At 63.3% G+C, this 11785-nt stretch carries 15 protein-coding genes; 5 read left to right on the forward strand and 10 right to left on the reverse strand.

Annotation, left to right across the window (positions count from 1 at the left end):
• Positions 1-10: 10 nt before the first annotated feature.
• Positions 11-1015 (forward strand): asparaginase, encoded by a 1005-nt coding sequence (locus GA0061105_RS23700; protein WP_092753264.1) that lies wholly within the window; start codon positions 11-13, stop codon positions 1013-1015.
• Positions 1016-1061: 46 nt separating this feature from the next.
• Here GA0061105_RS23700 and GA0061105_RS23705 read toward each other — a convergent pair whose 3' ends face one another.
• On the reverse strand, positions 1062-1817 hold the full coding sequence (locus GA0061105_RS23705; RefSeq protein ID WP_092753266.1) for a DeoR/GlpR family DNA-binding transcription regulator: 756 nt from the start codon (positions 1815-1817) through the stop codon (positions 1062-1064).
• 140 nt (positions 1818-1957) lie between these two features.
• On the opposite strand from GA0061105_RS23705, the gene GA0061105_RS23710 reads away from it, so the two are divergent.
• Together GA0061105_RS23710 and GA0061105_RS23715 are read left to right on the forward strand one after the other, a co-directional pair.
• Positions 1958-2314, forward strand: a complete 357-nt coding sequence (locus GA0061105_RS23710; protein ID WP_064692660.1) for a hypothetical protein — start codon at positions 1958-1960, stop codon at positions 2312-2314.
• Positions 2315-2595: 281 nt separating this feature from the next.
• A complete protein-coding gene (locus GA0061105_RS23715) occupies positions 2596-3216 on the forward strand; it encodes a glutathione S-transferase family protein (RefSeq protein WP_092753268.1) in 621 nt (206 codons plus the stop codon).
• A gap of 198 nt (positions 3217-3414) precedes the next feature.
• On the opposite strand, the gene GA0061105_RS23720 is transcribed toward GA0061105_RS23715, so the two are convergent.
• The 5 genes from GA0061105_RS23720 to GA0061105_RS23740 form a co-directional block, all read right to left on the reverse strand.
• Complete coding sequence (locus GA0061105_RS23720; protein ID WP_092753270.1) at positions 3415-4218, reverse strand: ABC transporter permease; 804 nt, start codon at positions 4216-4218, stop codon at positions 3415-3417.
• 2 nt (positions 4219-4220) lie between these two features.
• Positions 4221-5021: an ABC transporter permease gene (locus tag GA0061105_RS23725; protein WP_064692189.1), complete on the reverse strand. Its 801-nt coding sequence runs from the start codon at positions 5019-5021 to the stop codon at positions 4221-4223.
• A gap of 43 nt (positions 5022-5064) precedes the next feature.
• Entirely contained in the window at positions 5065-6066 is a 1002-nt protein-coding gene (locus GA0061105_RS23730; RefSeq protein WP_092753272.1) for an ABC transporter ATP-binding protein, read from the reverse strand.
• Positions 6067-6172: 106 nt separating this feature from the next.
• Positions 6173-6754 carry a DUF2087 domain-containing protein gene (locus GA0061105_RS23735; protein ID WP_092753274.1) on the reverse strand — a complete coding sequence of 194 codons (582 nt, stop codon included), beginning with the start codon at positions 6752-6754 and terminating at the stop codon, positions 6173-6175.
• A gap of 175 nt (positions 6755-6929) precedes the next feature.
• Entirely contained in the window at positions 6930-7808 is an 879-nt protein-coding gene (locus GA0061105_RS23740; protein WP_092753276.1) for an SDR family NAD(P)-dependent oxidoreductase, read from the reverse strand.
• Positions 7809-8191: 383 nt separating this feature from the next.
• On the opposite strand from GA0061105_RS23740, the gene GA0061105_RS23745 reads away from it, so the two are divergent.
• Positions 8192-8653, forward strand: a complete 462-nt coding sequence (locus GA0061105_RS23745; protein ID WP_064692661.1) for a DUF2231 domain-containing protein — start codon at positions 8192-8194, stop codon at positions 8651-8653.
• Positions 8654-8719: 66 nt separating this feature from the next.
• Here the strand turns inward: GA0061105_RS23745 and soxR are convergent, their stop codons facing one another.
• The 3 genes from soxR to GA0061105_RS23760 form a co-directional block, all read right to left on the reverse strand.
• Positions 8720-9178: a redox-sensitive transcriptional activator SoxR gene (soxR, locus tag GA0061105_RS23750; RefSeq protein WP_092753278.1), complete on the reverse strand. Its 459-nt coding sequence runs from the start codon at positions 9176-9178 to the stop codon at positions 8720-8722.
• A gap of 165 nt (positions 9179-9343) precedes the next feature.
• Complete coding sequence (locus GA0061105_RS23755; RefSeq protein ID WP_064692662.1) at positions 9344-9709, reverse strand: MmcQ/YjbR family DNA-binding protein; 366 nt, start codon at positions 9707-9709, stop codon at positions 9344-9346.
• Between the two features lie 105 nt (positions 9710-9814).
• Complete coding sequence (locus tag GA0061105_RS23760; RefSeq protein ID WP_092753280.1) at positions 9815-10015, reverse strand: hypothetical protein; 201 nt, start codon at positions 10013-10015, stop codon at positions 9815-9817.
• A gap of 182 nt (positions 10016-10197) precedes the next feature.
• Between GA0061105_RS23760 and GA0061105_RS23765 the strand changes: the two genes are divergently transcribed.
• A complete protein-coding gene (locus tag GA0061105_RS23765; protein ID WP_064692196.1) occupies positions 10198-11094 on the forward strand; it encodes a LysR substrate-binding domain-containing protein in 897 nt (298 codons plus the stop codon).
• Positions 11095-11097: 3 nt separating this feature from the next.
• Here GA0061105_RS23765 and GA0061105_RS23770 read toward each other — a convergent pair whose 3' ends face one another.
• Positions 11098-11763 carry a glutathione S-transferase family protein gene (locus GA0061105_RS23770; protein WP_092753422.1) on the reverse strand — a complete coding sequence of 222 codons (666 nt, stop codon included), beginning with the start codon at positions 11761-11763 and terminating at the stop codon, positions 11098-11100.
• Positions 11764-11785: the final 22 nt, after the last annotated feature.

An 11785-nucleotide genomic window follows, 5' to 3' on the forward strand; every position in this document is an offset into this window, starting at 1 on the left:
ATGAGAGCCCATGACCAATCCCGTCACCGTTGAAGTCACCCGTGGCCTGCTTGTGGAGAGCCGTCATCGCGGTGCGGTGGCGGTCGTCGATGGCGACGGCAAGCTGGTCTTTTCGCTGGGCGACATCGACGCGGCCGTCTTCCCGCGCTCGGCCTGCAAGGCGATGCAGGCGCTGCCGCTCGTCGAGAGCGCGGCCGATGCCTATGGCTTCGGCGACAAGGAGCTGGCGCTCGCCTGCGCCTCGCATAATGGCGAGGAAGAACATGTGGCGCTTGCCGCCGCCATGCTGTCGCGCGCCGGCCGGAGCGCCGAAGCACTCGAATGCGGCGCCCACTGGTCGATGAACCAGAAGGTGCTGATCCAGCAGGCTCGCACGCTCGAGGCGCCGACGGCGCTGCACAACAATTGCTCGGGAAAACATGCCGGTTTCATCTGCGCCTGCTGCCACCGGGATATCGATCCGAAGGGTTATGTCGGCTACGAGCACCCGCTGCAGGTCGAGATCCGTGCGGCGATGGAAAGCCTGACCGGCGCCGTGCTCGGCGCCGAGAGCTGCGGCACCGACGGCTGCTCCATCCCGACCTACGCCGTGCCTTTGCGCAGCCTGGCGCACGGCTTTGCCAAAATGGCGACCGGCATCGGCCTGGAGCCCGTGCGAGCCAAGGCATCCCGCCGCCTGATCGAAGCCTGCATGGCAGAGCCCTTCTATGTCGCCGGCACCGGCCGCGCCTGCACGAAACTGATGCAGATCGCCCCCGGCCGCATCTTCGTCAAGACAGGCGCCGAAGGTGTCTTCTGCGCTGCGATCCCGGAAAAGGGCATCGCCATCGCGCTGAAATGCGAGGATGGCGCCGCCCGCGCCGCCGAGGCCATGGTGGCAGCAACGCTTGCCCGCTTCTTCGAGACGGAAGAAACGGTGCATGCTGCGCTGACGGCCTTTGCCGCAGCCGCGATGCGCAACTGGAACCGCATCCATGTCGGCGATATCAGAGCGACCTCTGTCTTCTCGGCATGATGCGCGGGTTTCCGACGACATCATGCTCGAGGTTTTCAAAGCGTGATCATGCCACGGCGATCGTGGCATTGAGATCGCGATAGGGCTTCAGCCGCTCGGCCGGCATCTCCGCCGGCACGATCAGTCCCGCCACCTCGGAAATGCCGACGACCGGGCAGGGCGAGACCAGATCGAACTTCTCCTCCGTCAGCAGCACATGCGTTTCGGCCGAGCAGCGGGCGATATGCCGCTTGATCGCCGCTTCTTCGAAATCGCCGGTGGAAAGCCCGTGCACGGGATGGGCGGCGGTGACGCCGAGGAAAAACAGGTCTGGGCGCAGCTGCGAAATCGCCGCCATCGCCGCCGCCCCCGTTGCCACCATCGAATGTTTGTAGAGCCGCCCGCCCGCAAGGATCACCTCGGCCGTCGGATGGTGCTCGAGCTCGGCGGCGATCGTCGGGCTGTGGGTCGCGACCGTCACTGCCATGTCGCGCGGCAGGTGCCGGGCGATCGCCGCGGTCGTCGTGCCGCCGTCGAGGAAGACCATCTGCCCCGGCTGGACCATCGCCGCCGCCGCGGCCCCGAGCCGCGCCTTGAGCTCGGACGAGACGCTGCGCCGCGCGGTAAAATCGGGCAGCTGGGGCGACAGCGGCATTGCCCCACCATGCACGCGTTTGAGCAGTCCCTCGGCCGCCATTTCCCGGAGGTCACGCCGGATCGTGTCTTCCGAAAGCGAAAAATCCTCGGCGATCCGTTTGGCGATCACCTGGCCGTCACGCCGCAGAATGTCGAGGATCAGGGCCTTGCGTTGCGTCGTCAGCATTGTCTCTCCGCACGAAATTTCACGAGGTGGGATGATCTTGCACAAACAGACTCGATTTTCAAGAAATTTCGTGCATTTTCGGGAAATCCCGTGCATAAAGCCGGGAGTGCTCACGCCGAAGCGGAGCGATGGAGTGGATCATGTTGATATTGATTGCCGGGCCTTACCGGTCTGGAACGGGCGACGACCCGGAAAAGATGGCCGCCAACCTGAAGCGGCTGGAGGAACCATCTTATGCTTTGTTCAAGGCCGGCCATGTGCCGATGATCGGTGAATGGGTGGCGCTGCCGATCTGGCACGCCGCCGGCGGCAGATCGGTCGGGGACGCGCTCTACGAGGAAATCTTCCATCCGGTCGCCGGCCGGCTGCTGCAGCTCTGCGAGGGCGTGCTGCGCCTGCCCGGCGATTCTAAAGGCGCTGACAACGACGTGCGCATCGCCAGGGAACGCGGCATCCCGGTCTGGCACCGGCTGGAGGATGTGCCGGGTTGTGGGTGAGTCAGGGGGTGTCCCTCGGGTTGCCCCTCACCCTAGCCCTCTCCCCGTTCTGACGGGGAGAGGGGACGTGCCAAACGCAACCTTGAGATAGAGGAAGCGTGTGTGCGGCATACCCCTTCTCCCCGTCAGAACGGGGAGAAGGTGGCGGCAGCCGGATGAGGGGCCGCCGCCCGGTACGCCGATCATTGTCCGGCTCGCGAAAGACTGAGCAACCGCCATCTGCCCGGTTCCGGCGCACGCATCCCTGCGCTATATCACTTCCCGAAAGGGAGTGGACAACCATGCTGACATTATATTACGCCACCGGAACCTGCGCGCTCGCAAGCTTGATTGCCCTGGAAGAATCCGGCCTTGCCTTCGAAACGAAGAAACTCAGCTTTGCCAATGCCGAGCAGCGTTCGCCGGACTATCTGAAGATCAATCCGAAGGGGAGGGTGCCGGCGCTGGTCACCGAGCGCGGCGTGCTGACGGAAACGCCGGCGATCCTCGGCTTCATCGCGGAAAGCGCCCCCGCCGCGAGGCTGGCGCCGTTCGGCGATGCCTTCGAAATGGCTGAGCTGCAATCGTTCAACAGCTATCTCTGCTCAACCGTGCATGTGAACCATGCCCATCGCCCGCGCGGCTCCCGCTGGGCCGACGAGCCGGCGGCACTCGAGGCGATGAAGGCCAAGGTACCGCAGAATATGGCCGATTGCTTCACGCTGATCGAAGAGAAGATGTTCAAAGGCCCATGGGTGATGGGGGAGGCCTATTCGCTCGCCGATCCCTACCTCTTCGTCATTGCCGACTGGCTGCCGTCCGACGGCGTCGATCCCGCCCGCTTCGCAAAAGTCAGCGACCACCACGCCCGCATGATGCTGCGCCCAGCAGTCCAGCGGGCTCTGGCCTACGACCGGGGCTGATATGCAGGGATGTTAAGCTCTCGGTCACGCTGGATCGGCTATTGCGTCTCCGCTCGGCCAAATAGATCAGAAGACTGGGCGGCTTGGATGCTTGGCCCGCGCTTCGGCCGCATGGGTGAGCCTGTTGTCCCAGACGGGCCGCCGACCAGATCGTCGCCCTCAGCAGCTACGCCCGAAGCGGCGCCGTCTCCAGCCCCATCAACCGCCGGCGCCCTGGTATTTGCGGGTGGCGTAGCGCCAGTGGGCGATGGCGAGCAGCACCCAGACCGGACCGGCGGCGAGCGTCACCGGCCCGGCCCAATCGCCGAGGATCGGGATCGGTTTGCCGAGCAGGGCGCCGACCGGGACCGAGCTGGTCAGCGCCAGTGGGACGGCGGTGATGAGGACGATCTGGATGCTGCCCGGGAAGATGTTGAGAGGGTAACGCGTCAGTTCCCAGAAGCCGAAGAAGATCGAGAACAGATGGTTCGACCGCACCCACATCAGCGCCGTCGCGCCGATCATGGTGATCATCGCGCCGGTGACAAGCGTCGCGCTGACGATCCCGGCAAGCAAAAATGCCGCGGATGAGGCCGACCAGGCAAAATCGACAGACAGAACGGCCCAGCAAAGCAGCGGCACCGCCAGGATGATATGGCCGGCATAGCCGATATTGAGGCCGGAAAAGACGAGATAGGCCCAGGGGCTGAACGGCTTGACCAGCAGCGTGTCGTAAGTGCCGAGCCGCACCAGTTCCTCGAGATCGCGCAATTGCACGAAGCTCATCGCCGCACCCAGCGAATAGGCGAGCAGCTGGAAGCTGAAGAGCAGCGCCAGCTCCGGCCAGCTCCAGCCGCCGAGGGTCTGGAAGCGGGCAAGCAGGATGCCTATCGTCGCAAAGACGCTGCCGTAGGAGAGGATCTGCGCAAGCCGGTCGAGCCAGAAGGCGCCGCGATATTCCATTTGCGAGCGCACATGCATGCGCACCAGGAGCGGAATGACGCGGAGGTGATGGATGAGCACGATCAGCCTCCCTGCACGGTGATGCGGCGCGACGCCATGCGCCACAGCCAGAGCACGCCCAAAAGGAACAAGCCGGCCCAGCCGAGGCCGAGGCCGAGATGCAGCCAGGTGTCGGCCACCGAGAGCCTGCCGAGATAGACCGCGTTGGGATAATAGACGACCCAGGCGAAGGGCAGGTGTCGGGCGATCGTCGCTAAGGGCTCGGGGAAGAACCAGAAGGGCACCAGCAGGCCGGAGAACAGATGCAGCAGGGCTCCGAGGATCCAGTCGAGCGAGAAGCTCGTCATCAGCCAGAAGGCGATCAGGCCGAAGAGCGCCGACATCAGGAAGATGAGCACGAAGGACAGCGCCCAGAAGACGAGAAACATCAGTCCGTGGAACAGGCTCGCCGGCGCCAGCATGCCGTAGAACAGGGCGGTGAAGGCGATGGTCGGGATGACCTGCGTCGCCAGGCGGTAGGAAAAGCTGCCGCATTCATTGGCGAAGAGATAGAGCGGATAGGAGAGCGGCTTCAGCAGCCAGACGGCGATATCGCCTGATTTAAGGGAGCGGCCGATCTCGCCGATGACCCGTTCCGGGCGGGTGGCGCCCATGACAGCGCCGCCGAGCAGGGCATAGGTCACCATCTGCTGCAGCGAGACGCCGTCGACCACGGTCGCCCCGATGCCGCCATAGACGGCGAGCCAGATGGCGACGCGGGCGACGACCTGCACCAGCTTGCCGAAAATATTGGCCCAGACCTCGTTGCGGTAGGCGAGCTGAGCGTGGAAGGCGCTGCGCGTGAAGGCAAGATACGCATTCATGGTTTCGGCGCCCGGGCGTTGCGTGTGAGGGCGATGTGGACGCTCATGAGGCCCGGGCTCTGGCGTTGCGGCCTTGGTAGAAGGTGCGGATGACCTCTTCGATGTCGGGCTCGTGCAGCGCCACATCCTTGAGATCGCGGTCGCTTCCGACCTCCGAAAGGATTTTGACCAGCGAGACGTCTTCGCGTTCGATCAGATATTCCTTGCGCAGCCCCTCGTCGCTGACGAGCGACGCGGTGCTGAGCCGCAAGGGCCCGGGGTCGCTGGCAAATTCCAGCGTCAGCCGCCGGGCCGAGCCCAATGCCGCACGCAGGCTCCGCAATTCACCGTCGAAGATCAGCCTGGCGTGATCGACCATGATCAGCCGCGGGCAGATCGTCTCGATGTCCTGCAGGTCATGAGTGGTGAGGATGATGGTGACGCCGCGTTCGCGGTTGATCTCGGCGAGGAAGCGGCGCACCGCATCCTTTGCGACCACGTCGAGACCGATCGTCGGCTCGTCGAGAAAGAGGATCTTCGGATCGTGCAGCAGCGACATGACGATCTCGGCGCGCATGCGCTGACCGAGGCTGAGCTGGCGTACCGCCCGGTCGAGGAAGGGCGAGAGGTCGAGCAGCTCGCTGAAGCGCCGCAGATTATCCTTATAGCGGGCGGGCGGGATGTCATAGATGCGCTGGTGCAGGGTGAAACTGTCGATCAGCGGCAGGTCCCACCACAGCTGGCTGCGCTGGCCGAAGACGACGCCGATCTCGCGCGCATTGTTCATGCGGGAGAGATGCGGCGTGCGGCCGAGCACCGAAAGCGTGCCGGCGCTCGGCACCAGGATGCCGGTCATCATCTTGATCATCGTCGATTTGCCGGCGCCGTTCGGCCCGAGATAGCCGACAGCCTCGCCGGCCGTGATATCGAAGTCGATATCGGAAACGGCCACGACCTCGGTGTATTCGTTCGTCACCAGCGTCTTGAAGGCGCCGATGAGACCGGGAAATCGCTTGTGTTGCCGGAAGCGTTTGCTGACGCCCCGTGCTTCGATCAAAGCCGGCATGTCTATTTCCTCGGATGTGAAGCGAGCCGACTCGGGCGGCAATGGGCTTGTGAATGCAGGCTAGCGCGAAGTGGGATTTGTTCAAGCTGAAGTTGCGTTCGACCGATCACTTCGGCCGCAGCTCGGTACCGCCTTTTACCGAACCTCGCGAATGCTGACGCAGAATCGTCGCTGCATGTATCGGCATGGGGCGTTCGACGCGCCTGTAAACGCTGCCGTCGCGCGTCCGGCGCATCAGGCCGAGATCGCAGAGCTCCCGCCGCAGCAAAGCGTGATCTCCAAACAGGTGTCTGTCGCGAAGAAGAGCGTTGACCTCTTTTTCGGACATTTCCCTTGCCGAGGGAATCTGCGACCAGAGAAGCCAAAGCGCGGTGATTTGATCCGTGCGCCGCGACGGCCAGCGCATCAGGCGAAACTCTCCGTCGAAGCTGCGTTGAACACGGTCGTTATGCTTCCGATCGATCTCGGGATCGGCGACGGGCACCGCCGTCGGCCGGATGGCCTCGCTGTCAGCGGGATCGGCTTTCGCACGCAGACTCTGGTAATTGCCGTGACCCGCAGCCTTTGCCAGCATGTTGAGGAACTGGAGGTGAGAGGGAAGACCCTCATGGGCGGAGAGCTGCAGGCGCAGCGATTTCGCAAATGCGGATGCGTCGCTCACTTCGAGCGGAATGAGTTTTCTGGACATGACCTATCCTTTGGTCGTGCCGTTCCGGATGGATTATCGGTGATCGCCCTTCCGACATGGCACGGGATCGGTGTCCATATCTCAATCATTGTCAGGTTTAGCGTGTTCAGGAGAACGGCGATGCCTGGGTGAACTGCAGACCCGGCGCAGCAATTATCATCGCGCCCTCGATATTTCAACTGTCTTGCAGTTCCGTGGGTCCGGCCGATGGCCCGGCATCGCGGATAAAGTCGGCAGCAGTCAGGGGAACCGGCCTATAGCCGTTGACGTCGGCGATGCCGTATTCCCGCGCCAATGCCGCGGCGATCAGCACGCGCCCGGATTTCGACATCAGCGCCGGGTCTCGCCACAGGCCACCGATGACATGGCCGATGAACTCCGGCGATTCCGAATTGCTCATATCGAAATATTCGGCATTCTCAAGCACCGCTTCGGTGCGGACCAGCCCCGGATAGAGCGCGACGGCGGCGACGTTGTGAGGCCGCAGCTCAAGCGCAAAGTCCGCCGCCATCTTGTCGGCGGCAGCCTTGGCGATGCCGTAGATCGCGTTGCCTTCGTAGAGCTGGGCCGCCCAGAAGGAGATGTTGACGATCAGGCCGCGTCGCGCCGAGATCATCATCGGAGCGACCGCGCGCGATATCACGAAGGCGCCTCTGAGGGCGGTGCCGATCATCGCCTCCCATCGCCAGGCCGGCTGCTCCCAGAACGGTTTGAGCCAGGTGAACTCCCCGTCTTCGACCATGTTTTCGTAACCCGGCCAGGCATTGTTCACCAGAATATCGAGCCTGCCGCCGGCCCGGATATCTTCCGCCACCTGCTCGGTGTCACCATCCCTGGCGTGATCGCAACGATGGACGATGAGGCGCCCCGGCAGTTTTGCCGCTTCACGCTCGAGCCCTTCGAGCGAGCCCCTCGAGCCGGCTTGCTCTGCCTCTGCCTCGAAGCGCGTCCTGCCGGTAACGTGCACCGTGAGGCCTTCGGCAAGCAAAGCCAGGGCAATGCCACGGCCTATGCCGCGGCTTCCGCCGGTGACCAAAGCGACGACGTCTCTCATATGGGGCCTCCTCTTTTGGGCTGTCTCGACGCGGATAAGCGCATATTGGCAGAGAGGCTTGTCCCGGGCGATCGCTTTTTGCGAGGGGCGCCATCACCTGACCGCAGCCAGGCATGCAGGTTTCTTCTCCACAGCCGCAGGTTTCAGCTGGTCGGCCATGACGGGAACAATCAGGGCGATTCGGATGTTAGATGTTGCTGGAATCTGGTGAGTTGTGCGGCATGGAGGCCGGGCAGGTCTCCGGCCAATCATTGCCATCCACACCCGGGATTTCGACGACAGGCCATCGCCATCGGGCCACCGAGGCGTCGCCGCAGTACGAGATCAAGAGCGATCATATCACCGCTGGGAAGACGCATTGCAAAAGGTCGGAGGACGATAAGATGAACCCGAAAAGCACCTTGAGCATTGCCGGTCATCCGATCCACCCGATGTTGATCCCGTTTCCGGTTGCCGCCTTCGTCGGCACGCTCGTCGTCGACATCGTCTACGCTCGATCGGGCGATCCGGCCTGGGCTGCTGCGACCAACTGGATGCTCGGCGCCGGCCTTGTCATGGCGGCGCTGGCGGCCGTTGCCGGATTGATCGACTTTTTCGGCGACAGCCGCATTCGCGACCTGCGCGATGCCTGGTTTCATATGATCGGGAATGTCGTCCTCGTCCTGATCGAGGCCGTCAACCTCTGGCGCCGATTGGCCGAAGGCGGCGATTTCATCGTGCCGGTGGGGTTGGTGCTGTCTTTGATCGCCACCGCCCTTCTTCTGTTCAACGGCTGGAAAGGCTGGGAAATGGTCTATCGCCACCGCGTCGGCGTCAGCGAAGAGCCTGGTAACCAAACGAAGTGATGGAGACGGCCGACGCGAATTGATCATCCCGGATCGCTGCTCAGGCAGGGCGATCTCCTGCAGTCATTATCGCTCTCGTGAGCCATGGTTCCTTGCGACCAGCCGCTGGGGCCCGGGACCCCTTGCTGCGAGTTTGTCCTCCCAGTTGACCAGCCCACATTTGTCGAGCGAGAGACAGCCGCAGCCGATGCAATCGGAAAGGCCGTCACGCAGTTTCTGCAACTGGCGGATCCTTGAATTCAGTTCGTCCCCCCATTGCCGGGACATCGCCTCCCAATCTGCTCTGGATGGCGTCTGCCCCTCCGGAAGGCAGCGCAGCGCCTCGCCGATCGCGGCGAGCGGAATGCCGAGGTTCTGGGCGACCTTGATGATGGCGACACGTCGCAACACATCGCTGGCATAACGCCGCTGATTTCCGGCCGTGCGGTAGCTTTCGATCAGCCCCTTCGTCTCGTAAAAGTGAAGCGCGGAAACCGCCAATCCCGAACGCTTCGCAACCTCGCCGACAGTCAGCTCGCGCACCATCCGAACACCTCTTGACCTGAAGTTTACTTGAGGTTGTAGGGCACGGATCGCGGCATGGCAAGGGCAGTTTCGCTTGGCGACGGGCTTTGCGAAATCCACACCGGGATTGCGCCCAGCCGTCAACGCGCCACGTTGGCATGCATCTGCCACGCAGCGGGCGCCGGACTATGAGCCGGGCAGTTGCCCAAACCGTGCGCTAAGCTTCTTCGGCGCCCGAAACAGCCAGGCGCCGATGAGCCGCAACCGCAATTCCTCGTCGCCGATCAACGCGGCGCGCACGGGCAAATACGGCCAGCCGATATAATGATCGGTCTGGAAGTAGATATCCGGCGCCATTTCCAGCAGGTGATCCTTGTCGTCGAGCGAAATCGAGATCACGATCGTCTCGGCATTCTTCACCGCGACGAAGCTTTTGCCGGCAACCTTCAGCGCCGGGTTGCCATAGGAGGTGCTCTCCTCGACATCGGCCAGGCCGGCTTCCGCGACCAGCCGTTTCAGCCGCTCCACGATCGCATTGACGTCGCCTGCCATCGGTCCGCCTTCCCATGCGTGGAAAACCTGCAGCGCCTCGCGACTTTCAGATTTGCCTGCCGCGAGACCGCTGCACATGTTTGTGCGACATGCCTTAGCATGTTTTCACGCGCATTTCGCCAGCGGCGGTTTGGCCTCGGCGGGAAAGGTGGTCTCCCTCCCAAGCGGAAGATCGGCGATTTCACGCAGCGACATGCGTTCGACCTCGGGATGCCGCATCGGATCATCCCGCCAGGCCGGGCGATCGGCAAGCCCAGCGCGGCCCATGGCACAGGCGGGCTTAAAGAAAAACTTCAGGAGTGACATGACGTGCCTCTCATCTCCAGTGGCGCGGCGGTCGGCAGCACCCGTCGCTGACTTAGTTTCACCGCATAGGCCCATCCTATCTCATTCAAGAAAGTCGAACGGGATTGCCGTTGCTGGCAATGTCGGCTCCTGTCGGCGGATTTTCAATTGAGATTATGATGGTGCTGCTATAGAAAAACTATATGAAGAATCTGAATTCCGTCCATCTCAACGGCCTGCGCGCGCTGGAGGCCGTCGGTCGTCTCGGCTCGCTGCAGGCGGCGGCCGATGAGCTCGGCGTCTCCGTCGGCGCCGTCAGCCAGCAGGTCATCAAGGCCGAAGCCCAGCTCGGCCAGGTGATGTTCGAGCGCACCGTCCGGGGGATGATCGCCACCGAAGCCGGTCGGCCGGTGCTCGCAGCGCTCGACGAGGGCTTCGCCCGGCTTTCGGCGGCGGTGTCGATCGCAAGCCGCAAGGACGATACGATCCTGACCATCTCGGTGGCGCCGGTCTTTGCCGCCCGCTGGCTTGTCTGCCGCCTCGATCGCTTCGCTGAGCGTCATCCCGAGATCAAGCTGCGGCTCGATGCAACGACCAATCTCGTCAATCCCGCCCTCGGCGACGTCGATATCGGCATCCGCGTCGGGAATGGCCGATGGCCCGACGTGAAGGCTGAACTGCTGCTGGAACAGGAGGTCTTCCCTGTCTGCTCGCCGGAGATGGCGGCGAAATTGCGTGCACCCGTCGATATCCTGGCGCTGCCAGCGGTCATCGACGGCCGCGCCATGTTCAGCTGGGAGGTCTGGATGCGCGAGGCAGGCCTGTCAGGCGCATCGCCTTCGACGCGCCACGTCTTCAACGATGCCTCGCTCTGCCTCGATGCCGCAATCGCCGGCCAGGGCGTCATGCTCGCCTGGCAGACGCTTGCCCACTTCGCGCTTGCCGAAGGCCGGCTGGTGGCCCCCTTTGGCATTCGCGCCAAGACCGGCTTCGGCCATTATTTCATCACTGCCGATGGTGCGCGCGAGCCGAAGAAGGTCAAGGATTTCAAGGCGTGGATCCGCGAGGAAATGGCCGGCACGCTGGCGCTTTTCCAGTAGGTGTCAAACCTCGATCGGCTCCTTCGCGCGTGCCGCCTGCATTGCCTTGTAGGCCGGGCGAGCCTGGCAGCGTTCGATCCAGGCCTTGATGTTCGGATGCGCGTCGAAAAGGTCCGTCTCGGTCTGGGCATAGCGCAGCACCTCGGCGATGTTGAGATCGGCGACAGTGAAGCGGTCGCCGACGATCCACTGCCGGCCGGCGAGCTGGCTTTCGAGGGCGGCAAACGGCCGGCGCAGTCCGTAGCAGGCGGCGGCGATTGTCTGCTTGCCGTCCTCGCTGTTCTCAAGTCCGTTATCATAGGTCAGCACGATCCGCACCGAATGCGGCTCGACCTGCGAGGCCGCCCATACCGTCCACATCGTCAGCAATCCGTCTTCTTCGACGGTATTGCCGGAAAGTGGGCCGCCATGCTTGCGCGCGAGGTAAAGATTGATGGCCAGCGACTCGTGCATGACGAGCTCGCCGTCGCGGATACTGGGGATCTGCGCCATCGGGTTGAGGGCGGCGAAATCAGCCGAATGCGTGTTGAGCGGCGCTTCTTCGGCGAGCGGGTTTGCCAGCCGCCTTGCCTGCAGCACCGGCACGGAGCGGAATTCGAGCCCGAGCTCCTCCGCCATCCAGTAGACGCGTGAGGCGCGCGATCGGTAGACTCCATAGATTGTCAGCATGCCCATTCCCCTTGATGTGTCG

Source organism: Rhizobium aethiopicum (assembly GCF_900094625.1).
GTDB classification, from domain to species: domain Bacteria; phylum Pseudomonadota; class Alphaproteobacteria; order Rhizobiales; family Rhizobiaceae; genus Rhizobium; species Rhizobium aethiopicum.

What these genes read in the sequence shown, in the direction of transcription:
- GA0061105_RS23730 (WP_092753272.1), bottom strand. Translation starts at nt 6,066, where the DNA reads ATGCCGGCTTTGATCGAAGCACGGGGCGTCAGCAAACGCTTCCGGCAA.
- GA0061105_RS23725 (WP_064692189.1), bottom strand. Translation starts at nt 5,021, where the DNA reads ATGAATGCGTATCTTGCCTTCACGCGCAGCGCCTTCCACGCTCAGCTC.
- GA0061105_RS23770 (WP_092753422.1), bottom strand. Translation starts at nt 11,763, where the DNA reads ATGCTGACAATCTATGGAGTCTACCGATCGCGCGCCTCACGCGTCTAC.
- GA0061105_RS23735 (WP_092753274.1), bottom strand. Translation starts at nt 6,754, where the DNA reads ATGTCCAGAAAACTCATTCCGCTCGAAGTGAGCGACGCATCCGCATTT.
- soxR (WP_092753278.1), bottom strand. Translation starts at nt 9,178, where the DNA reads ATGGTGCGCGAGCTGACTGTCGGCGAGGTTGCGAAGCGTTCGGGATTG.
- GA0061105_RS23705 (WP_092753266.1), bottom strand. Translation starts at nt 1,817, where the DNA reads ATGCTGACGACGCAACGCAAGGCCCTGATCCTCGACATTCTGCGGCGT.
- GA0061105_RS23715 (WP_092753268.1), top strand. Translation starts at nt 2,596, where the DNA reads ATGCTGACATTATATTACGCCACCGGAACCTGCGCGCTCGCAAGCTTG.
- GA0061105_RS23765 (WP_064692196.1), top strand. Translation starts at nt 10,198, where the DNA reads ATGAAGAATCTGAATTCCGTCCATCTCAACGGCCTGCGCGCGCTGGAG.
- GA0061105_RS23740 (WP_092753276.1), bottom strand. Translation starts at nt 7,808, where the DNA reads ATGAGAGACGTCGTCGCTTTGGTCACCGGCGGAAGCCGCGGCATAGGC.
- GA0061105_RS23755 (WP_064692662.1), bottom strand. Translation starts at nt 9,709, where the DNA reads ATGGCAGGCGACGTCAATGCGATCGTGGAGCGGCTGAAACGGCTGGTC.
- GA0061105_RS23745 (WP_064692661.1), top strand. Translation starts at nt 8,192, where the DNA reads ATGAACCCGAAAAGCACCTTGAGCATTGCCGGTCATCCGATCCACCCG.
- GA0061105_RS23710 (WP_064692660.1), top strand. Translation starts at nt 1,958, where the DNA reads ATGTTGATATTGATTGCCGGGCCTTACCGGTCTGGAACGGGCGACGAC.
- GA0061105_RS23760 (WP_092753280.1), bottom strand. Translation starts at nt 10,015, where the DNA reads ATGTCACTCCTGAAGTTTTTCTTTAAGCCCGCCTGTGCCATGGGCCGC.
- GA0061105_RS23700 (WP_092753264.1), top strand. Translation starts at nt 11, where the DNA reads ATGACCAATCCCGTCACCGTTGAAGTCACCCGTGGCCTGCTTGTGGAG.